This window comes from Nitrosarchaeum sp. AC2, from assembly GCF_013407385.1.
Taxonomy (GTDB): domain Archaea; phylum Thermoproteota; class Nitrososphaeria; order Nitrososphaerales; family Nitrosopumilaceae; genus Nitrosarchaeum; species Nitrosarchaeum koreense.
Genome location: NZ_CP030847.1, coordinates 513,617 through 535,524, shown reverse-complemented (window position 1 = coordinate 535,524; position 21,908 = coordinate 513,617). Strand labels below are relative to the sequence as shown.

Here is a 21,908-nt window from a genome sequence, read left to right as displayed (position 1 = left end):
TCTATTCAGGACTAAGTAAAATTTTTGGTTTGTTTGGTGTGTCATGATGACATCTCTTTCCACATAATGGACATTGTTTTCTATCAAGAAAAACGCATTGACAGATATGGGAGTCAAGATAAGATTTGGCCAATTTGTTTGATTCACCAGTTCCATTGCAAAATGGACATTGAGAACCCAATAGCTCAATAGTACCAGATCCTTTACAAACTACACATTTGTCATCAACCAATGAGATAATTTCCCAGTGGTAGGAATTAAATGCCATGCGTTAGAATTATTTTTAAAATATCAAGTATGCGTAAATCTAGTTAAGCTTATACTGGATTCAATTTTAGTAAAATTATGGCAATTGAAGACATCCATGAATTTGTAACAGAGTTAGAAAAAAGGGGGAATTAAAAAGAGTAAAAACAGAAGTTGATTCAAATTTAGAAATTGCAGAAATTTTGAGAAGAGAGATGTATTCAAATGGTCCAGCTGTACTTTTTGAAAATGTAAAAAATTATGACATGCCAGTATTGGGCAATGCGTTTGGTTCAATGAAAAGATTGGAAATTGGACTAGAGATGACAGACTTTACAGAGATAGGACAAAGAATTGTAGATATGACAAAGATGGATATGCCATCGGGATTTCTAAATAAGATAAAAAAACTTCCCGAACTTTCAAAAATGGCAGAATCTTTTCCTAAACTAGAAAACAGTGGACCAGTAACTGAGATTACTTCAAGTGACGCATCTTTTGATAAATTACCAATTTTAAAATCATGGCCAAATGACGCAGGACGTTTTATTACATTAGGATTAGTTGCAACAAAACATCCAGAAACGGGAGTTAGAAATCTTGGAGTATATAGAATGCAAATTATAGATAGCACACATGCAATGATGCACTGGCAAAAACATAAACGCGGTGCACAACACGGAGAGATTTCAAAAGAGCGCGGAGAGAAAATACCTGCAGCTGTAATTATCGGATGTGAACCTGCAACTGTGTTTTCATCAATTGCCCCAGTTCCAGAAGGACTTGACAAGTATTTGTTTGCGGGAATTACAAGAAAAAAAGGGATCAAAACTGTAAAATGCAAAACCATTGATTTGGAAGTTCCTGCAAACGCGGAAATTGTTTTGGAGGGATACGTTGACCCACATGATATCAGAGACGAAGGACCGTTTGGAGATCATACAGGCTATTACACTCCGATTGAGCCATACCCAACTTTCACATTAACTGGAATTATGAGAAGGAAAAATCCCATTTATGTCACAACAGTGGTAGGCAAACCAATCCTCGAAGATGCATATATTGGCAAAGTTATCGAGCAGTCATTTTTGCCATTGATACGAATGTTTCATCCAGAAGTTGTAGATTTCAGTATGCCAGCATCTGGATGGTTCCAAGGTTTTGCAATAATATCAATTAAAAAAAGATATCCAGGACAAGCAAAAAAAGTAATGATGGGATTATGGGGAATGGGACAGCTAGCATTAACAAAGATGTTTGTTGTAGTAGATGAGGACATCAATGTTCATGATATCAATGATGTAATATGGGCAATTACAACAAGAGCTGATGCTGCACGTGATACAACAATTATCAACAACACACCTACAGATACACTTGATCCTGCATCTCCAATGGTGAATTTGGGTTCAAAGTTAGGAATTGATGCGACTCAAAAAACTAGAGAAGAAGGGTATCAAAGAGAAATTCAACAATTAGTCAAGGTTGATAAAGAAACAAAAAATCTAGTAGATTCTAAATGGTCTAGTTACGGACTATAGCAAAGCAATAGGATTATAAAAATTATCTCGCTCTTCTGCTTGATAACCAATTTGGTGAATCGCATCTACAATTAGTTTACCAGTTAGTTCAGTAGAACGTGAACCGGTACAAGATACGACCTCTTCACCAATCAATGTACCGCCAAAATCATTTGCCCCATATTGAAGAGCAAGTTGCGCCATTCCAACTCCATTTGTAAGCCATGAAGACTGAATGTGTGGAATTAATCCATTAAAAACAAGTCTAGATATCGCTATCATTTTTAGCAATTGGGTTCCACCGGTTCCATACTCCACTAATTTTTCTTCTTGCATCAAAGTATTATTTGGCTCAAAATTCCAAGGAATAAACGCCATAAATCCACTAGTCTTTTCTTGTAATTTTACAATTTTAAAAAAGTGGTCTACAATATCATCATTATTTTCTACATGTCCATACATCATAGTTGCTGATGCTGGAATGTCAAGGGAGTGAGCTTCGTCCATTATCCTAATCCAATCTGCACTGGATATTTTTTTTGGACTAATCACATCTTTAACAGAGTCTACAAGAATTTCAGCTCCTGCACCAGGAATTGATTGTAATCCAGATTCTTTTAATCTAGATAAAACTTCTTTTGTGGATGATTTTTCAATTCTAGAGATCATATCAATTTCAGATGCAGAAAGTCCATGTACACCGACTTCTGGAAATTTTTGTCTAATCATTTTAAAGGCATTTTCATAATATTCAATTTTCAGATTTGGATTGTGTCCACCTTGAATCAAGACTTGTCTAATCTTAAACATGTCCCATGCAGTCTTTACTCTAGATTCAATTTGATCCAGAGATAGTGTATAAGCATCATCAGAACCAGGAGAGCGATAAAATGCACAGAATTTACAATCAGTAATGCAGACGTTAGTATAATTCAAAATAATATTATTTACAAAAGAGACCTTCTTTCCAAATTGCTTTCTTGTCAAATGGCCAGAAACTAGACCCATTAGATGCACATCATCAGACTCTAATAATCTAAGACAATCTGCAGGACCAAGCCTATTACCATTTAGAGAATTTTCAAGAATATCTCCAATGTCACTTCGATTAATTTGTTCAGTAGTTTGACTCAATTAACTTGTTCAACAACATCTATGATTTCTATTTATTCCTTGAGAAGAGATGGCAAAAAACAACACATCAGACATATTCATGCATAAATAAGATAATTTTGAGTTAAAGATTCACGTTATTTTTAAGTAGGGCACTAAAAACAGATTCAGCCATGGTATCGGGTCACGAGATTCGACTAAATCGAATTCTTAGAAAAGGAAAAATGTTATGCATTCCAATGGATCATGGAATTTCAAATGGTCCTATTGAAGGATTAGCAGATCCGGCATCGATAATTTACAGATGTGAAACGCATGGACTTACAAGTATCATAATTAACAAAGGGATTCTCAAAACATTACCAAAACCAACAAAGATTGGCGTACTAGTTCATTTTTCAAGCAGTACTTCTTTGTCAATGTCTCCTAATCGTAAAATGCTTACAGGTACAGTAGAAGAAGCTGTAAGACTAGGAGCAGATGGAGTATCACTTCACATCAACATCGGCGGTAAAGAAGAACCTGAGATGTTAGAACATCTTGGAATGACTGCTGACCAGTGTCACAAATGGGATATGCCATTATTAGCAATGATGTACCCAAGAGGCGAAAATATCAAAGATCCACATGACCCAGAAATTGTAGGACATGTTGCAAGAATAGGAGCAGAGTGTGGAGCAGATATTGTTAAAACATTATACACAGGGGATGTAGATTCATTTGCAAAAATTGTAAAGAGTACTCCAGTTCCTATTGTTATTGCAGGAGGACCAAAAACTAAAACAGATTTAGATATTTTACAGATGACGGAAGATGCAATGACTGCAGGAGCTAAAGGTGTAACATATGGTAGAAATATTTTTGCACATAAAAATCCAGAAAAGATAGTAAAAGCATTAGCATCAATAATTTTCAGAAAAGAATCCGCAAAGGAAGCAATGAAAAAACTTGAGCAAAACTAGAGAATTAATAATTTCGCCCAAAGTCTCTCAAGCGCAATTAGCAAAATTTCTTCCACAGTTAGAAGAAGAAGGAATCAAGACAGTATATCTTGATCCAAAAAAACTAAATTCTAAAAAGACAAAACTAGATACAGTATACCCATCATCTGCTGCAAATTACATAGTAATTGAAAAGGAAGGTTCAGCAAAACCAAAGGGGAAAAAAATAGGCAGGAAATTTGAGGTTTTATCCAACAAGGATATTGAAAATATTTTAACAGTTGCAAAAAAAGGACTGGATTTTGTAATAGTTGAAGTAAAAGATTGGAAAATTATTCCACTTGAAAACATAATTGCAAAACTTCACAAAATTAATACAAAAATTTTTGCTATGGCAAATACACCAGAGGAAGTAAGAAAGATGTTTTCAATACTTGAAGTTGGAGTAGACGGAGTTATTTTCAATACAGGTTCAATTAGTGAAGTAAGAGAAGCTATGGTGTATTTAGGAACTAGAAGCTTTGATTTGAAATCTGCAAAAATTATCGAGATTAAAGAAGTAGGAGACGGTGAGAGAGTTTGTGTCGATACAGCATCAATGTTACACAAGGGAGAAGGAATGCTTATTGGAAGTAGATCAAATTTTCTATTTTTAGTTCATAATGAATCAGTAGGTTCATCATTTACATCACCAAGACCATTTAGAGTAAACGCTGGAGCAGTTCATTGTTATACACTATCTCCTGATGGAACTACAAACTACCTTTCAGAAGTAGAAGCAGGTTCTGAAGTATTAATAATAAATTCTAAAGGTAAAGCAAGAAGAGCTACTGTGGGAAGGTCAAAAATAGAAAGACGCCCAATGTTGATGATTAAAGCATCTGTAGGAGGAGAAATTGGAGGAATAATTGCACAAGACGCTGAAACAATTCGCTTTGTAAAACCAAACGGTCAACTTGTATCAGTGACTCATCTCAAGAAAGGAGATTCAGTAATGGTTCATGCAAAATCTGCAACAGGTAGACATTTTGGAATGGAAGTATCAGATGAATATATTTTAGAAAAGTAAAAATGAAATACAAAACGTGTGTATCAATTGCAGAAAATTCTTCAAATAAGATCAAAAACAATCTAAAACAAGCACTAAAAAAATCAGACTATGCAGAAGTAAGATTTGATTTTTTAAAAACAGATGACATACCACAAACATTAGAAAATATCAAAGATGATTTAAAAAAAGTAGTATGCACACTTAGACCAAAATCAGAAGGAGGAAAATTTGAAGGAAGTGAAAAAGAAAGAATTGCAATATTAAAATTAATTTCAGAGTATAATCCATTTTTACTAGATGTTGAATTTAATACAATTAAAAAAAATAAAGAATTGGCAAAATATCTCAAATCAACAAAGACCAGACTACTTATTTCATGGCATGACTTTAAAAAAACTCCAAAATTTTCTGAGTTAAAAAACAAAATGAACCAAATGGGTAAATTTTCAAATAATGTAAAAATTGTTACTACAGCCAAATCAGCTAAAGATTCAACTGTAACTCTTCAACTCTATAGCCAAAATAAGAAAAACAGTTTGATAGCGTTTGCGATGGGGAATAATGGAAGATTATCAAGAATTTTGTGCCTATACCTAGGAAGCCCATACACCTACGTATCACTTGGAAAGCCAATAGCACCTGGACAATTCAGTGTTGATGAGGTGAAAAAAATCATCAACCTAAAGATGAATTAAATATTAAGAGCCTAGCCAAATAAAGAATATAATTTTAGAGTTTATAAAAAAAATAATAATAAAAAAGACATTTCATACATGTCGAGAGTTTAAATCAATCATAGTAATCTAGAAAATAAGATGTCAAAAACATTTGCAGTTATTGGAGATCCTATTGATCATTCATTATCACCAAATATTCATAGTGCAGCATTTAGAGAATTGAATTTGGATTGCTCATATATCGCATATAAAATAGCAAAAGACGAATTAGAAGAAGGAATAGAATCACTTAAAAAAATTAAGATAGCAGGATTTAATGTTACAATTCCACATAAAGTTGAAATGATGAAATACCTGAATAAATTAGACGAGTCTTGTAGTATTATAGGTGCAGTGAATACAGTTACAAACGATAATGGAATTTTAAAAGGATACAATACAGATATGGACGGATTTTTAGAACCATTTAAAAAAAGAAATTTGAACATAAGAGATTTGAAAGTTTTGTTATTAGGAGCAGGCGGTGCTGCAAGGGCTATCGTAGCAGGATTTGCAAAAGAACATGCAAAAAGTATCACTATAGCAAACAGAACTTTAGAAAATGCAAATAAGATCTCAGAGTTTTCAAATAAAATTGGATTAAAAGCAAATCCAATTAGAATAGATGAGATAGGAGAGACTACAAAAAATTATGATATTATCGTAAATGCAACATCAGTAGGATTGAAAAACGAACCAAGTGTTATTTCACTTGATGGAATTAACTCAAAAACAATTGTGTATGATATAGTATATTCTCCAATAAATACAGATTTTATAAAAAAAGCAAAAGAAAAAGGAGCCATCATAATTTATGGCTATGAGATGTTATTGGGTCAAGCATCTAGAGCGTTTCAAATATGGCATGGTGTAGAAGCACCTTATAATGCCATGAAAAAAGCATTGTTAGGAGGAGTATAATGGCAAAAGCAATGGCTACAGTACACGGTGCAGTATCACTTGTAAATGCAATTGCTACCCACAAGGGCGCAACATTAGGCATTGAATTGAAAGTAGATGCAATAATTGAGACCAGTCCAGGCAAAGGAATTTTCATTCAATCAGAAAACAAGAGCCTAAGTTCAAGATTAATAAATAAAACTATAGAAAAAATACTTTCAAAAAAAGAGATTGAAGAAAACAGAATTGATGTTACGCTAAATTCAGAAATACCTACAGGATATGGATTAAAAAGTTCAAGTGCAATTTCATCAGCAATCGCTCTTGCATGTGCAAAAATATTTAAACCAAAATTAACAGATAAACAAATTTTACTTGCAGGAGTTGATGCATCATTAGAATCTAAAGTAAGCATAACTGGAGCATATGATGATGCATGTTCATGTTATTATGGAGGATTCAATGTAACTGACAATCTTAAAAAAAGTAGAATTCATTCAGAAAGAGCACCAGCAAATTTAATTGCAGTGATATTTATTCCTAAAAATAGAAAACGAGGAAATTTAAAAAATCTAAAAATTCTTTCAGATGTATTTAATGGCGCATGGGAGTTGGCAAAAAAGCAGAGTATTGGAATGCAATGAACATCAATGGATTAGCAACAGCTGCAATATTAAATTCAGATCCGAAAATAATTATTAATTTGTTGGAGAAAGGAGCACTTGGAGCATCAGTTTCAGGGAACGGTCCTGCAATTGCAGCTGTAACAAAAAAGGAAAACGAATCAAACATAAAAAAAGTATTTTCAGCATTAGAAGGAAATGTAATAGTATCCAAAATCAATAATAAAAAGGCCGAAGTTCATGAATTGTAAAGTAGAAAAATCAAAAATAACAGGTCACGTCACATGCCCTGCAAACAAAAGTTATTCACATAGAGCAATCTTTCTGGCAGCACTTGCAGGCAATGATAGCAAAATTGACAATGTGCTGTTTTCAGACGATACAGTTGCAACAATAGATACATGTAAGAAATTTGGAGCGGAAATTGAAGAGTTAGATTCGTCAATAATTGTCAGAAAACCAATAAAATTTGACATAGATGTACCTGAAATCGATGCTAAAAACTCAGGAACTACCATAAGGATTGCATCGGGGATTGCAGGATTATTCACTAACGAAATTACATTGACAGGAGATACTAGTCTTCAAAAAAGACCAATGCAACCACTACTTGATGCATTAAAAAGTATAGGAGCAAAATGTACTTCAACAAATGGAATGCCACCAATCAAAATTACGGGAAGAATTTTAGGTGGAGATATTTCAATTCCTGGAAATTTTTCGAGTCAATTTGTATCAGCACTACTAATTTGTGCACCATTAACTGAAAAAGGAATTAACTTAAACATCGATGGAAATTTAGTTTCAAAACCATATCTTGATGCAACCATTGCAACAATGAGAAACTTTGGGGTTACAGTACAAACATTAATTCCATATAAAAAATACAATATTTCACCCCAATTATACAAATCATCTGCATTTACTGTACCAATTGATTTTTCAAGTTTAGCATTACTACTTTCAGCTGCAGTATTAAATGGAGAAAACGTTGTAATCCATGGTAAAATTGGAAACCTACCTCAAGGAGATGAAGTGTTTATCGATATTTTAGAACAAATGGGAGTAAAAGTAATCATAGCAGAAGAACATATCACAATTAAAACACCAGATAAACTTAGTGGGGGAAGATTCGATTTAAACAATTCACCAGACCTGCTTCCACCATTAGCAATTCTAGCATTAAAAACAACAAACCCAATTGAAATTATAAATGTAAAACATGCAAGATTAAAAGAAACAGATAGAATATCAATACTATCTAGAGAACTAGTTAAAATAGGAATTAAAGTACAAGAGAAAGAAGACGGTTTAATTTTAGAGTCGTCAAATGAATTAAGAGGGGCGTTATTAAATTCCGAAAATGATCATAGATTATTCATGGCATTTTGTATTGCTGGAATGTATGTTAGTAATTGTATCGTAACAGATTATGAATCAGTATCAGTATCATATCCTAATTTTGTTAGTGAGATGAACAAATTAGGGGCAAAAATCATACTAGAGTAAAATTTTAAAAAAATTATCAAAAAGGGGTAAAAGGCGCGACCCTGTATAGAGTGAAAAGCATTCTCCTCACCCGCTTCGTTTTTACGAAGATAACATGCATTTTTCACAGAGCCGCGCAAATCATTTGTTAGATTTTACACGTTTTTGCACATATAATATACGTTATTTTGATATTTAAGTATTAATTGCAATAATTATAATTATTTTAAAGAAAATATGTAATTTTTAAACATATGTAAATTGATACAAAATTCGTTAAATTTGAGAAAATTTTTTGTGTTTTTTCATAATGAGGAATTATAAGCATCAATTTACTATCACAATATGTTGCCGGGAAGTTCAATTGGTCAGCGTCTTGTTTTAACCAGTTTTGGTGAAAGTCATGGAAAATCCATAGGAGCTGTTTTAGATGGATGCCCTGCAGGATTAGAAATTGATGAAAAAGAAATTCAACAAATGTTAGATCTTAGAAAACCTGGACAGTCACTGATTTCTACACAGCGAAAAGAAGGAGACATTGTAGAAATTATTTCGGGAGTTTTTAGAGGGCATACTACAGGTGCACCGATTACAATGATAGTTTGGAATAGTGATCAGAAATCAAAAGACTATGAAAATTTGAAAACAAAACTCAGACCGGGACATTCAGATTATCCAGCCATGGTAAAATACAATCATTTTAATGATTATAGAGGAGGGGGCAGATTTTCGGGAAGATTAACTGCAACTCATGTAATGGGAGGAGCAATTGCAAGAAAATTATTAAAAGTCACACTAGGTGTTGAAACAAATTCATTTACAACACAGATTGGAAAAATAAAAATGGAAAATAAATTTAATGAAAAAATGATTAACTCAATTTATAAAAATGAAGTAAGATGTCCTGAAGAAAAAACTGCAAAAAAAATGAGAGAAGTAATATTAGATGCAAGAAAAAAAGGAGATTCGCTTGGAGGGATAATAGAATCAATCACAACAAATGTACCAGTGGGAATTGGAGAACCTATCTTCGGGTCATTAGAATCAGATTTAAGTAAAGCAATATTTTCAATCCCATCCGTTAAAGGAGTAGAATTTGGTTCTGGGTTTAAAGGCTCAGAATTATTGGGTTCAGAAAATAATGACTTGTACACAATAAAAAAAGGGAAAATAATTACAAAAACAAACAATTCAGGAGGAATTTTAGGCGGGATATCAAATGGTATGCCAATAACAATTAGAATTGCATTCAAACCTGCATCATCAATAGCACAAAAACAAAGTACTGTAGACATTAAAACCAAAAAAGATACCATACTACAAGTAAAAGGAAGGCACGATCCATGTGTAGTTCCTAGAGCCCCACCAGTAGTAGATTCGCTGGTTGCTCTAACTTTGGCAGATCATGCTCTTTTATCTGGAGCAATCAAGCCTGTATTGTAAAGATATGTCAGACATCAACCAACTTCGGAATAGAATCGACGAGATCACCATAGAAATGATCAAGATGCTAAAAATGCGAACAGATATTTCTAAAGAAATTGGAGAAATTAAAAAAAACATAGGAAAAGGAGTAACAGATGAAACTCGTGAAGATAATCTTCGCTCAAAAATAATCACATTATGTAACGAATTAAAATTTGATGAGTCAATTGCAACAAAATTTTTAAACTTTTTACTTAATGAATCAATTAAGGTACAGTCAGATAGTAAACAAACACATCTATCAATTTTTCATAAAGCTAAAGCAATGGAACGTGACGGGAAAAAAATCATCCATATGGAAGTAGGCGAACCAGATTTTCCCCCTCCTCAAATTGTTAAAAAAGCTCTTGAAGAAGTTTTTGATAAAGGATTTTTAAAATACGGAAATGCAAAAGGATTACCTTCATTTAGAGAAGCACTCGCTAAATATTCATCTGAGAAATTCGGAGTTGAAGTTTCACAAGATAACATAATGGTTAGTCCAGGTGCTCGCTTTTCAATTTATACCGCAATTAGCACTTTATTAAATCCAGGAGACGAATTAATTGTAATTGAACCATCATGGCCAGCATACAAAGAGTGTGCATTAAACTCTGGAATTAAAGTAAGAACCATAACCACTACTTTGGAAGGAAAGTGGGAACCAACAATTGAACAAATTCAAAAAGTTATCAACAATAACACAAAAATGATTATACTAAATTATCCAAACAATCCAACGGGAAAAATTCTTCCCGAAGAATTACAAGATGAAATTGTAAGGCTAGCAATTAAAAATAATTTATACATTTTAAGTGATGAAATTTACTCTCAATATGCATACAAAAAATGGAAAAGCATACTTTGTTATAATTACGATAAAAGTATAATCACGCAATCATTTTCAAAATCACATGCAATGACAGGATTTAGGATAGGATACGCCATTTCAAGACCAGAAATTATAGAAAAATTATCAAAACTAGAGGCTCTTTGCCTTACAAATGTGTCTGAACCTATTCAATATATTGCCATGAAAGCCTTGGAGGCAGACATATCAGATAATACTAATACAGTACAAACCAGACTAAATATATTGGTTAAAAAGGCAAAAGAGATGAATTTGGATTTTGTTGCTCCAGACGGAGCAATGTATCTATTTGCTCGCATCAATCAAGATGGTTTTAGCGGGGTACAATTTGCAAACAATCTTTTAGAAAAAGGATTAGCTGTTGCACCTGGAGAGGGTTTTGGAGAATTCAAGAATTTCATTAGATTATCGGCATGTCAAGACGAAAAAATACTAATGGAGGGAATGAATATACTTGGTAATATGTTGAGAGATAAGCAATGAAGAAGAAAATTACAATAATTGGAGTTGGGGGTCAAATGGGGCAATGGTTTGCAAAATATTTTCTAGCAAATGACTTTGAAGTTACTGGTTATGATAGTGAAAACAAAATACAAGGAAAAGGAATAATCCAATCAGATTCTCTGGTAGGAGGTATTTTAAAAGCAGATTATGTTGTGTTGTGTACTCCAACAAGAAGAACACCAGAAATAATTAGATTAATTGCAAAAGAGATGAAAAGAGGAACATATCTAATTGAAATATCATCAGAAAAATCCAAAGTAGTAGCGTCATTATCAAAAATGCCTGCAAAAATTAATCCCATATGTATTCATCCCATGTTTGGTCCTGGAGCAAAATCAATCAAAGGGCAAAACATAATTTCGGTTCCAATAAAAGATGCAAAAAAAGAATTGACAGTTGTAAAAGAACTTTTTGATGGTGCAAATTTTGTAACAATTGATGCAGTTGAGCATGATAAAAAAATTGCAGTTATTTTAGGATTAACACATTTGATGAATCTTGTATTTGCAAATATTATTTCAAAAGATGAAAAAATGTCATTAACTGAAAAAATGTCAGGAACTACATTCAGAGTTCAAAAAATACTTGCTGAAAGCATAATGACAGAATCTCCAGAATTAATTGAAACAATTATCGCAAATCCTGAAATTAGAAGAGTTGCAGAAGAACTTTGGAAAGATATAGGCAGACTACTGACAGCAGTGCAAGAATCAAAGACGGAAGAAGTAATAGATTACATTAAAAATTGTCAAGAGAAACTCTCTGCAAATACAAACTTGGAGGATTCTTATAAAAAATTGACAAAAATGGTACATGCAGTTGAAAAATAAGAAAAATGCGTGCAACCAAAATTGTTACATCTTTTATTAAAGATGAGCAAAAAATACTCATTCTAAAAAGAAGTGATAAAGTAAAAACTATGAAAGGATTGTGGGCAGGAATTAGTGGCATCATTGAAAAAAATGAAACTCCTTTAACACGAGCAAAAATAGAGATTTTTGAAGAAACTGGGATTGCAGAAGACAAAATAAAATTAATAAAATCTGCAGAAAAACTTAGAGTAAATTCACCGCAATATGAAAATCATGAGTGGGAAATATTTCCATTTTTATTTGAAGCAAAAAATCCGGAAATAAAACTAAATTGGGAAAATTCAGAATATTTGTGGATAACAGTGGATGAATTAAAAAATTATAATTCAGTTCCCAGTCTTGAAAAAGTATTACTAAATCTGTTGTAATTTTTCTTTATCATATTTTCTTTGTTGAGGTAGCATAACATAGACACATGCTCCACCACACATTGTACAAGGAACATTGTTTCCTGGACGTTGTCCAGTTCTACCATGAATTTTGGCTGCTTCTTCAGGATCAATAGATAACGCAATTTGTTTTTCCCAATCCAATGTTCGACGAGCTTCAGTCATTGCCATATCCCATTTTATTGCCTTATCCCGAAGTTTCACCAAATCAGCTGCATGTGCTGCAATTCTATATGCAATTAGACCGGCCTTTACTTCGTCAGCATTAGGCAATGCAAGATGTTCAGAAGGAGTAAGATAACACAATAGATCAACACCTTCACTTGCAGAAACTGCAGCACCAATAGCACTTGCAATATGATCATGCCCTGAAGCAACATCAGTTACCAAAGGACCTAACACATAGTAAGGAACGTCACCTATCAAAGATTTGGCTAACCGGACATTAGTAGCAACTTCATTTAAAGGAACATGTCCTGGTCCTTCAACCATCACTTGAACATCTTGTTCATGAGCACGTTTTGTTAGTTGAGACATGTGTATCATCTCTTGAACCTGAAGTTCATCATGAGAATCAAGAATAGAGCCAGGTCGTAATGCATCACCTAAGCTAAATGTAACATCGTATTTTTTAGCAATTTCAATGAGGTAATCATAATGAGTCAGATATGGATTTTCTTTATCATGTCGCAACATCCAAGCAGCAGTGATTGTTCCACCTTTGCTCACCACACCGCCATATCTTTTGACTTTTAGAATTTTTTTTGCAATATCTTTTGTGATTCCACAGTGGATAGTAGTATAATCAACACCGTCTTTTGCGTTATTTTCAAATGCGTTTAAAAAATCATCTTCAGTTAAATTTAAAGGATTTTTATGAACTTCAATACCATAGTTGTATGCCTCATAGATTGGCACTGTTCCAAATGTAATAGGTGTAACTTCTAATAATGCTCGTCGTATTTTTTTGACATCACCGCCATCGCTTAAATCCATCAATGTGTCTGCATGGTATTTTACAGCAACCTTTGCTTTTTCAATCTCTTCTTCAAGGTTGACATTCAGTGTAGAAGTTCCAATGTTTACATTCACTTTAGTTTTTAGACCTTTTCCAATTCCAACATTGTGAATTTTTTGAGGTCTAACATTATTACTAGGAATTATAATAGAACCATTTGCAATTTTAGGGATAAGCCATTCTAATGTGACATCCTCATCTTTTGCCACAATTTTCATTTCGTCTGTAGCAACACCCCTTCTGGCTGCAGTCATTTGAGTACCCATGCATAATCTACGTTTTTGCCTGATTTAAACAATCATGAGTGTCAAGCAATAAAAATATTCAATAACACTTGCCACTATAAACGTAAAATTGATCGATCTTATATGCTTAAACCAACAATAGATAGTATGAGAATGGCAAAAGAATGTGTACATTGTGGGAAAGAATTTCAAAGTTTTAAAGATGAGTTTTGTTCATTTGAATGCGCTAACCAAACATCATAATGAATTAGCAATATCATCTACTGAAAATATCAAATCGCATAGTTAAATGTAAAATTATGATAAAATACAGAAATCTAGGCATGATATCATTAGAGTAAACTATTCATCCCATTTGATAGATTAATTTCAAATAAAAAATATCATATGGTTTTTCATTTACATGATAATTCTACAAATAGTAATTTTCATTTAGCAGAACTCCAAGTTTCAGATATACTATAATCAACAACAGAGTTTGAAACAAAATATTTTTTGCCACATTTAAAACATTGCCAAAGAAAGGCATTGTTAATTTTCTTTTGATATTGCATCGGTAACAAACATACAGTACAGTTCAATTCAGACGGAGTATCATCAGCCAAAGGAATTTTTTCAGTCAAATTAATAATTAAGAATTGGATTAGATCTATAAATGCTCTATCATAATAGAAAAAAATTAAACAAAAAATACAAGCCCATAAAAATAGAAAAAATAAAAATCAAATGGAAAAACAGATTAGTGCAATCAAATTAGACAATACTAAATGAACTTACTTTCAATAGGTGGTTCTGATCCATCATCTGGAGCTGGCATACAAAGCGATATTAAAACATTTGATATGTTAAATGGGTATGGGTTGACTGTCATTACCGCAGTAACAGGACAAAATACATCTAATTTTGGAATGATTCAACCTGTGTCAAAAAAAATATTAAAAAATCAACTTGAATTATTGATTTCAGATTTCAAAATAGACGGAATAAAAATTGGAATGGTATACAATTCAGACATAATAAAAATAATACATAATGAATTAAAGCAATTAAAGATTCCAATTGTATTAGATCCAGTAATAAAATCAACCACAGGAGGCTTACTAATTAAAAAAAACGCCATTAAAGATTTTAAAAAATATTTAATTCCATTAGCGACAGTTATTACACCGAATAAATTCGAGGCAGAATTCCTATCTCAAATTAAAATAAATTCAAAAAAATCACTTCTAAAATCTGCTCTAAAAATTCAAAAGATAGGTGCAAAAAGCGTCATAATTACAGGAATAGAAACAAAAAATGAGAAAATCTCAGATTTCATATTAGAAGAAAAAACAAAATACATTGTATCGAGCAACATAATTCCAAAAACTAATCATGGTAGTGGTTGTAATCATTCATCTGCACTACTAGTTTCATTGGTAAATGGAAAATCATTAAAAGAATCAGCCAAGTTTTCAAAACAATTCACGTACAATTCAATAAAAAATGCCAAAAATATTGGACGTGGGATAGAAATTACACAAATAAAAAAAAGAGATAATATTCAAATTGAATTATCAAATGGGATTAACAAATTCATTGGAATCAAAAATATTTATAAAAATATTCCGGAATGCCAAACAAATTTTGTCTTTTCAAAAATAAATCCAAAATCAATTAAAGATATAGTAGGAATTGCAGGAAGAATAGTTAAAACTGGGAATAAGGTCATGGTTGCAGGAGATTTGGAATATGGCGGTTCAAAACATGTTGCTACAGCGTTGATTGCTATGAATAAAAAATTTCCAGAAATACGCTCAGCAATTAATTTAAAATATAATGAAGAAAATATTTCAAAATTAAAAAAAACAAAATTAATTATTTCTAGATATGATAGAAATTCAGAACCAAATAAAATTAAAACTAAAGAAGGATCATCCATAGAATGGGGAATAAAGTCAGCAATAAAAAAACTAGAAGCAGCTCCAGATGTGATTTATCATAAAGGAGATTTCGGTAAAGAACCAATGATCATTATTTTTGCCAAAACTCCAGTATCTATTATTGAAAAAGTTTCAAAATTATTTAATTAATTTTAAACTATAAGAGAAATACATACTTGAACATAAATAGTCATATCTTAATTATAGATTCATGAAAGCCGTAATACTTGCAGGGGGTTTAGGTACAAGATTGCAACCATATACAACTTTTCTACCAAAACCGATGCTTCCTTTGGGTGAAAAACCTATTTTAGAGCACCTAATAGAATGGACACAAAAAAACGGTGTAAAATCAATAGTATTATGTGTAAGTTATCTAAGAAAAACGATTGAAGATTATTTTGAAGATGGCAAACGTTTCGGAGTAAATATTGAATATGCAGTATCTAACAAACCATTAGCAACCGCAGGTCAACTTAAAACAGCAGAAGAGTTCATTGACGATACTTTTGTTTGTATGTATGGAGATTCCATATTTGATTTCAATTTACGAAATATGATAAAACATCATAAACAAAAAAAATCATTTGTAACAATGAATTTGTATGAATACAAAACAAATCTACCATATGGAGTAATAGAAACCACCAAAACAGGAAAGGTAGTTGCATGGAATGAAAAACCAGAAATCACTGCAAATGTAAATACTGGATGCTATGTGATGGAGCCAGAGATAATGGAGTTGATTCCAAAAAATGTTCCTTATGGAATGGATGATGTAATTAGAAAAGCAATGGCAAAAAATAAACTAGTTAGCAGCGTTGTGTCTAAAAAGGGGTTTTTGGATATTGGAAACAAAACAACATATAGAAAAGCAAATCAAGAATATCTTCAAAAACTAGGAAAAATTTAAAATAATAAAAATGAACGATTTAACAATTAGAAAATTACAAAAAGAGGATCTAACAAATGGATTTTTACAAACATTAGATTCATTACGGCAAACTAGCAACACAGATAAAAAAATTATAGAAAAAACATTTGAAAAAATAAATTCAAACCAAGATCAATTAATCATAGTAGCATTATTAGAGGGAAAAGTGGTAGGTGCAACTACATTATTGATTGAAACTAAATTTATCCACAATGGTGGCAAAGTTGGACATATTGAAGATGTTGTAGTAAATAAAAAATATCAAAAGAAAGGAATTGGAGAAAAAATGATAAAATATCTCTTAAGATATGCAAAGGAACAAGGATGTTATAAAACAATTTTAGATTGTGTAGATGATGTCAAGCCATTTTATGAAAAATTAGGCTTCAAACATAATGCAAATGCACTAAGATTTGATCATGCTTAGAAATATTCTTTTTTTGGACGTTTCTTGTTTGTTTTAATTAAAATCAATCCGACTATTATCACAGGTATAGAAACGCCCATGAACAAAGGTGGAGTTATGATAACAGCGTCAACCATATAAGAATCAGGAATTTTATCTAAAAGAGAATAACAATATACCATTCCAATTAACAAAATAATTCCACCACTAAGGATCATAGAACCAATTTGCTTAGAACCATAACGTCTTGATAGTAAAAATGCAAGTCCAGATAAAACACATGCTGGAGCTACACCAATTGAGATGAATTGCAATATTTTTGGACTTGGTTCAAATGAAGCTCCAAATTCAAAATTAGCAGGCATGTTAATTATAAAATTAAATACAGAAATAATTTCCCCAACAAACATCACATACAATCCAACACTTGCAATTGCTACCCATTTTTCTAGTGCCATTACAATAACAAAATCAAGTTAATAATTAAACTATTCAAACAATACCAACCAAATTGGCTAATTCTTTTCTACAGGACGCACCGAGTTTCTCAGCTGCCTGCTCTGGAGATATGTCATTAAGAAAAATACCATAACCGCGTTCAAGACCAGACCAGGGCTTAGTTATTGGATAAACTTCAATATGCCAATGAATTTGTCGGCTATTTTTCTTTTCAGGAGATAAATGAAATACCATATTATATGAAACGTCTTTAACAGTTTTCGACAAACCACCAAGCGTAGCTCGTAAAATAAGAGAAAGATCATTAATTTCTTTTTGAGTTATTTTAGAAAAACTAGTCGTATGTTTTTTTGGAGAAATGCAAAATTCGTATGGATATGATGGAGACCAAGGACAAAATGCAATAAATCCTTCAGTTTGAAGAACTTGTCTCGGTCCACCCATTTCTTCATTGACAATTTGACACATTGGGCATACACCTTTTTCATTAAGGATTTTGTAGGAAGCTTCTGCTTCTTCTTCAATAACAGGGGGAATTGTTGAAAAGGTCAAAATATTCAAATGCGGATGGGGGTTTTTACTGCCTGCAGATTCTCCCTGATCAGCATAGATTGAAACGTATGTCACACCTTTTTGGGTATAGAGCCATCGTAATCGATCCTGAACAACCACAAGAATGTTGGACCATTGTTCAGAATCAATAGTAGCAAGAGTGTCTTTTTCTTTAGGAGATGCAACCACAATGTAATGATAACCATAAGCTGGTTCACTATAATGAGGTCTGTCACTGTATGAATTTTCAGTTTCAACGGAAACTATAGGATTTTTACTCTCAAATACTCTAATCGACCAACCTTCAACATATTCATCTTCATTATCCTGAAGACGCTGCAACATACCGTCTTTTGCAACTAGTGATAGAACAGAAGGATTTGTCATTGATTCGTTTCCAGGAGCATAAGGAGACTTTTTTGGATCTACAACTTTGTCATCTTTTTTAGAGACGATCATAAAGCGTTCAGAAACATAATCTTTACGCATGTCCCCCATAATTCATAATTGAAGTTTAAGTATGTTAAAACGTTTTCCAATATACAAGAAATTAAAAATAAAAAAACAAATGATGATAAAATATCATTTTGAGATTTTTCATATTCTATAAACACTAACAACAAACAGAAACAACATCCCTCAAATCAAAACTAAAAATTTCATGATCGCGTATTTTTATGTAAGATTTAAAGGAGAGCAACAAAAAATTTGGAAATACGGATAGAATCAATAATTCAGACATTCATATGATTTATGTTCTTTTAGATGGGGTAGGTGATCTTCCACATCCAGATCTAGACGGTAAAACTCCACTCGAAGCGGCAACTACCCCTACTTTAGACAAATTAGCACAAAAGGGCGTAATAGGAGAAGTCATTTCAGTAGGAAAAGGAATTGCACCAGAATCAGACATTGCAGTTTTCAACATGTTAGGATACAGATTTCACCATGTTGATTACGCTGGAAGAGGAGTAATAGAAGCAATAGGAGTAGGAATTGATTTTAAAGACGGAGATTTAGCACTAAGAGGAAATTATGCAACATTAAATGATGAAGGAATTATTATCGATAGACGTGCAGGAAGACATATTGAAAAAAATGACGCAGAGGGAGTTGCAAAAGAAATCGAAAATAAAATTAAATTTTCATTTCCAAGTACATCTGTAGTAGTATCACCTACCATAGGTCATAGAGTAACAGTAAGAATTAGAACTGAGAACGAAAAATTATCATCTCAAATCACTAACACTGATCCTGCATATGCCAGAGTAGAAGGCATGGGGATAGCAAAAGCAGTTGGAGATTTTTTACGAATTGAAAAATGTTTACCGTTAGATGAAACTGAGAGTGCTAAAAAAACTGCTAAATTAGTTAACGAATTTACGGCACAGTCACTTCAAATTATGAAAGAAAGTCAGATTAATAAAAAAAGAATTAATGAAAAAAAGAAAAGTTTGAGTTGTATTTTACTAAGAGATGCAGGAAACAAATATCCAGATGTAAAGCCCATCAATGAAATGTATTCTATGAATTTTTCATGCATTGTAGATATGCCAGTAGAACTTGGAATTTCAGAAGTGTTAAAGATGAAAGCGTTTGAAGCAGGAGGATTAACAGATTATGAGGAAAAAGCAAGAGTAGCTGCAAAAGCGATGGAGACTCAAAATGCAATTTACGTTCATCTAAAAGGACCAGATGAATTTGGTCATGATGGAGATGCTATTGGAAAAATGAAAAACATTGAAGAAATTGATCGTAGATTTTTCAAAACACTACTTGAAAATATCGATTTTGATAAAGTTGCAATAGTTATTTCAGCAGATCATTCGACACCGTGTATCAATAAAGGACATAGTGATGATCCTGTTCCAATTTTAGTATCCGGGAATTTTATCAAAAACGATGGAACAACTAGAGTTACTGAAGATCAAGCTAAAAAAGGGAGCATTGGTTTAATTCAAGGAGCAGATGTTGTGACAACAGCTCTTAATTTAATCAAATCTCAAATATAGTTAATTCTTCAGTTTTTTGCATTTCTTTGATTTTATTTCTAATCCTATCGACATCTATTTTACCATAAGTTCCAGGAGAGTCGCCCAATTTTTCTAATGCTCGCTGTAACATTCCAATACCTATACGAGATTCATTTTTTTGTGCATGAGCAAATGCAACTGCTAGAAGAATAATTCCCTGAACAAGTTCTTTTTCTCTGCCATAGCATTGCTTCCACACACCTTCTAAAGATTCATGACTCTCCCAAAATCGTTCATTGTTAAAATAAAAGACACCATCACGAGTTCCATCTTCCTTCCCAATCTTTTCTTCAAAGATATGTCTTGCATTATCCAAAGGTCCGATTGGAGATAATTTTTCAATTACAAGATCTAAATCGTCAGGATTTACAGAGACGTCAAATTCCAAAAATTTACGTGCAACTCGAGCAACTCTTACTGAAGCTGGAATGGTGGAACATATTTTTCTTGCATGATTTACAAGATAAGAGGAATCTTTAGGATTGTAACCATTATTTTTTAAATGAATCATATATCGTTCCATGTGGGAATTAGACTGAATTTTCTTAAATTTGTTCTCTATTATCAATCAAGGTTTATATGAAATATCTTAAGGATTTTGGATACATGTCTATTATTCAGACCGTAACTGACGTAAATAATGCCTTCCTATCAAGAAGAGAGCTGATCTGTAATTTTACAGGATTAGGCGGTAAACTCAAAAAACTTGAGGCAGTAGATATGATTACAAAAGAATTCAAACTTTCTGGAAAAATTGTGATTCCTATGAGATTGCAAACTCATGTTGGAAAAGCACTGGTTACAGGAACTTTCTTCATCTATGATGATGAAGGATTGGCAAAAAAACATGTTAACCCAATAATCTTCAAAAGAATTGAAAAGACAAAAGCCAAACAAGCAGAAGTAGATAATGCAAATGCTGAAGCAACCGCGGAGAAAACCGAATAATGGCAGCAAAAAAAGCATCTGCAGGAAAAAAAGGCTCTAGTCCAAATGTCTATAAATATTTCAAAGTAGACAAAGACAAAATAACAAGAGGTAGAAAAAATTGTTCTAGATGCGGAAAAGGAGTTTTCATGTCTAAACATAAAGACAGAAACACTTGCGGAAAATGTGGATTAACGGAATTTAATCAATAAAGCATCAGTCTAATTTAAATTAAAAATTGGTTTTAATTTTCACAAAATTCTGTATATCAACATATTCTAAAAAAAATATAATAAGAAGACAGTTAGGAGTTAAAAGGACTGATGAAAAATGGATTTTGAAGAACTATGCAATAAAATATTAGAAGTAGATCCACATGTTAGATTCACAGGAGTCTTAGATTCAAAAGGTGATTTAATAATTGAAAAAAATCGGGATAATGTAACATTACTAAATGAACAAGAAGTCAAAATGTCAATTCATTATACTTTTGAAAGATGGACTCGTCTTCAAAATTTATCTTATAAATTTGGTAAAGAAAAATTATCAGTTACAGAATATGAGAATGTCATTTTAATTAGCATTCAATTCGGTAAAAATCTCTTTTTGCTAAGCACAGATCCTAATATTGATTATATGAATATAATTTCTAAAACTAAGACAATTATCGCAGAATTACAAAATTAGTTTAAGATACAATAATGTACCTTAATA

At 32.3% G+C, this 21,908-nt stretch carries 24 protein-coding genes and 1 pseudogene; 19 read left to right on the top strand and 6 right to left on the bottom strand.

Annotated elements, in window-relative coordinates; genetic code table 11:
- Nucleotide 1: 1 nt before the first annotated feature.
- Nucleotides 2-232 (bottom strand): hypothetical protein, encoded by a 231-nt coding sequence (locus DSQ20_RS03140; RefSeq protein ID WP_179365998.1) that lies wholly within the window; start codon nt 230-232, stop codon nt 2-4.
- Between the two features lie 113 nt (nt 233-345).
- Here DSQ20_RS03140 and DSQ20_RS03135 point away from each other — a divergent pair.
- A pseudogene (locus DSQ20_RS03135) lies at nt 346-1,787 on the top strand (menaquinone biosynthesis decarboxylase).
- Here the strand turns inward: DSQ20_RS03135 and DSQ20_RS03130 are convergent.
- Nucleotides 1,782-2,900 (bottom strand): CofH family radical SAM protein, encoded by a 1,119-nt coding sequence (locus tag DSQ20_RS03130; RefSeq protein ID WP_179365997.1) that lies wholly within the window; start codon nt 2,898-2,900, stop codon nt 1,782-1,784. The pseudogene DSQ20_RS03135 and the gene DSQ20_RS03130 overlap by 6 nt on opposite strands.
- Nucleotides 2,901-3,052: 152 nt before the next feature.
- Here DSQ20_RS03130 and DSQ20_RS03125 point away from each other — a divergent pair, with 152 nt between their 5' ends.
- From DSQ20_RS03125 to DSQ20_RS03080, 11 genes are all read left to right on the top strand, one after another.
- Nucleotides 3,053-3,841, top strand: a complete 789-nt coding sequence (locus DSQ20_RS03125; RefSeq protein ID WP_179365996.1) for a 2-amino-3,7-dideoxy-D-threo-hept-6-ulosonate synthase — start codon at nt 3,053-3,055, stop codon at nt 3,839-3,841.
- The gene (locus DSQ20_RS03120) at nt 3,828-4,889 is read left to right on the top strand and encodes a 3-dehydroquinate synthase II (protein ID WP_179365995.1); all 1,062 of its coding nucleotides are present in this window, start codon (nt 3,828-3,830) and stop codon (nt 4,887-4,889) included. The genes DSQ20_RS03125 and DSQ20_RS03120 overlap by 14 nt, the downstream gene beginning before the upstream one ends.
- A 2-nt stretch (nt 4,890-4,891) precedes the next feature.
- Entirely contained in the window at nt 4,892-5,566 is a 675-nt protein-coding gene (aroD, locus tag DSQ20_RS03115) for a type I 3-dehydroquinate dehydratase (RefSeq protein ID WP_179365994.1), read from the top strand.
- 120 nt (nt 5,567-5,686) lie between these two features.
- Nucleotides 5,687-6,508: a shikimate dehydrogenase gene (gene aroE, locus DSQ20_RS03110; protein ID WP_179365993.1), complete on the top strand. Its 822-nt coding sequence runs from the start codon at nt 5,687-5,689 to the stop codon at nt 6,506-6,508.
- Nucleotides 6,508-7,131: a shikimate kinase gene (locus tag DSQ20_RS03105; protein WP_255458314.1), complete on the top strand. Its 624-nt coding sequence runs from the start codon at nt 6,508-6,510 to the stop codon at nt 7,129-7,131. The genes aroE and DSQ20_RS03105 overlap by 1 nt, the downstream gene beginning before the upstream one ends.
- The gene (locus DSQ20_RS10555) at nt 7,092-7,361 is read left to right on the top strand and encodes a hypothetical protein (RefSeq protein WP_255458313.1); all 270 of its coding nucleotides are present in this window, start codon (nt 7,092-7,094) and stop codon (nt 7,359-7,361) included. Before DSQ20_RS03105 ends, DSQ20_RS10555 begins: the two co-directional genes overlap by 40 nt.
- Nucleotides 7,351-8,619, top strand: a complete 1,269-nt coding sequence (aroA, locus tag DSQ20_RS03100) for a 3-phosphoshikimate 1-carboxyvinyltransferase (RefSeq protein WP_179365992.1) — start codon at nt 7,351-7,353, stop codon at nt 8,617-8,619. The genes DSQ20_RS10555 and aroA overlap by 11 nt, the downstream gene beginning before the upstream one ends.
- A 324-nt stretch (nt 8,620-8,943) precedes the next feature.
- The gene (gene aroC / locus DSQ20_RS03095) at nt 8,944-10,041 is read left to right on the top strand and encodes a chorismate synthase (RefSeq protein ID WP_179365991.1); all 1,098 of its coding nucleotides are present in this window, start codon (nt 8,944-8,946) and stop codon (nt 10,039-10,041) included.
- A gap of 4 nt (nt 10,042-10,045) precedes the next feature.
- Nucleotides 10,046-11,416: an aminotransferase class I/II-fold pyridoxal phosphate-dependent enzyme gene (locus DSQ20_RS03090; RefSeq protein ID WP_179365990.1), complete on the top strand. Its 1,371-nt coding sequence runs from the start codon at nt 10,046-10,048 to the stop codon at nt 11,414-11,416.
- On the top strand, nt 11,413-12,267 hold the full coding sequence (locus DSQ20_RS03085; protein ID WP_007550014.1) for a prephenate dehydrogenase: 855 nt from the start codon (nt 11,413-11,415) through the stop codon (nt 12,265-12,267). The genes DSQ20_RS03090 and DSQ20_RS03085 overlap by 4 nt, the downstream gene beginning before the upstream one ends.
- Nucleotides 12,268-12,272: 5 nt before the next feature.
- Nucleotides 12,273-12,677, top strand: coding sequence for an NUDIX domain-containing protein (locus DSQ20_RS03080; protein ID WP_179365989.1), 405 nt, complete (start codon nt 12,273-12,275; stop codon nt 12,675-12,677).
- Here DSQ20_RS03080 and thiC read toward each other — a convergent pair.
- Nucleotides 12,663-13,982, bottom strand: coding sequence for a phosphomethylpyrimidine synthase ThiC (gene thiC / locus DSQ20_RS03075; RefSeq protein WP_179365988.1), 1,320 nt, complete (start codon nt 13,980-13,982; stop codon nt 12,663-12,665). The genes DSQ20_RS03080 and thiC overlap by 15 nt on opposite strands.
- Nucleotides 13,983-14,728: 746 nt before the next feature.
- Between thiC and thiD the strand changes: the two genes are divergently transcribed.
- From thiD to DSQ20_RS03060, 3 genes are all read left to right on the top strand, one after another.
- Nucleotides 14,729-16,033, top strand: coding sequence for a bifunctional hydroxymethylpyrimidine kinase/phosphomethylpyrimidine kinase (gene thiD, locus DSQ20_RS03070; RefSeq protein WP_179365987.1), 1,305 nt, complete (start codon nt 14,729-14,731; stop codon nt 16,031-16,033).
- A gap of 61 nt (nt 16,034-16,094) precedes the next feature.
- Nucleotides 16,095-16,796, top strand: a complete 702-nt coding sequence (locus DSQ20_RS03065; protein WP_007550006.1) for a nucleotidyltransferase family protein — start codon at nt 16,095-16,097, stop codon at nt 16,794-16,796.
- Nucleotides 16,797-16,806: 10 nt separating this feature from the next.
- On the top strand, nt 16,807-17,244 hold the full coding sequence (locus DSQ20_RS03060; RefSeq protein WP_179365986.1) for a GNAT family N-acetyltransferase: 438 nt from the start codon (nt 16,807-16,809) through the stop codon (nt 17,242-17,244).
- On the opposite strand, the gene DSQ20_RS03055 is transcribed toward DSQ20_RS03060, so the two are convergent.
- Together DSQ20_RS03055 and DSQ20_RS03050 are read right to left on the bottom strand one after the other, a co-directional pair.
- Nucleotides 17,241-17,681, bottom strand: a complete 441-nt coding sequence (locus DSQ20_RS03055) for a hypothetical protein (RefSeq protein ID WP_179365985.1) — start codon at nt 17,679-17,681, stop codon at nt 17,241-17,243. The two genes, DSQ20_RS03060 and DSQ20_RS03055, sit on opposite strands and share 4 nt — an antisense overlap.
- 34 nt (nt 17,682-17,715) lie before the next feature.
- A complete protein-coding gene (locus DSQ20_RS03050) occupies nt 17,716-18,732 on the bottom strand; it encodes a galactose-1-phosphate uridylyltransferase (RefSeq protein WP_179365984.1) in 1,017 nt (338 codons plus the stop codon).
- Nucleotides 18,733-18,980: 248 nt separating this feature from the next.
- Between DSQ20_RS03050 and DSQ20_RS03045 the strand changes: the two genes are divergently transcribed.
- Nucleotides 18,981-20,246: an alkaline phosphatase family protein gene (locus DSQ20_RS03045; RefSeq protein WP_179365983.1), complete on the top strand. Its 1,266-nt coding sequence runs from the start codon at nt 18,981-18,983 to the stop codon at nt 20,244-20,246.
- Here the strand turns inward: DSQ20_RS03045 and DSQ20_RS03040 are convergent.
- Entirely contained in the window at nt 20,230-20,790 is a 561-nt protein-coding gene (locus DSQ20_RS03040; protein WP_179365982.1) for a DUF309 domain-containing protein, read from the bottom strand. The two genes, DSQ20_RS03045 and DSQ20_RS03040, sit on opposite strands and share 17 nt — an antisense overlap.
- Nucleotides 20,791-20,873: 83 nt before the next feature.
- Between DSQ20_RS03040 and DSQ20_RS03035 the strand changes: the two genes are divergently transcribed.
- The 3 genes from DSQ20_RS03035 to DSQ20_RS03025 all read left to right on the top strand — a co-directional run bounded on the left by DSQ20_RS03035 (nt 20,874) and on the right by DSQ20_RS03025 (nt 21,881).
- The gene (locus DSQ20_RS03035) at nt 20,874-21,215 is read left to right on the top strand and encodes a hypothetical protein (protein ID WP_179365981.1); all 342 of its coding nucleotides are present in this window, start codon (nt 20,874-20,876) and stop codon (nt 21,213-21,215) included.
- Nucleotides 21,215-21,406, top strand: a complete 192-nt coding sequence (locus tag DSQ20_RS03030) for a 30S ribosomal protein S27ae (protein ID WP_007549998.1) — start codon at nt 21,215-21,217, stop codon at nt 21,404-21,406. Before DSQ20_RS03035 ends, DSQ20_RS03030 begins: the two co-directional genes overlap by 1 nt.
- 118 nt (nt 21,407-21,524) lie before the next feature.
- Nucleotides 21,525-21,881 carry a DUF6659 family protein gene (locus tag DSQ20_RS03025; RefSeq protein ID WP_179365980.1) on the top strand — a complete coding sequence of 119 codons (357 nt, stop codon included), beginning with the start codon at nt 21,525-21,527 and terminating at the stop codon, nt 21,879-21,881.
- Nucleotides 21,882-21,908 lie beyond the last annotated feature (27 nt).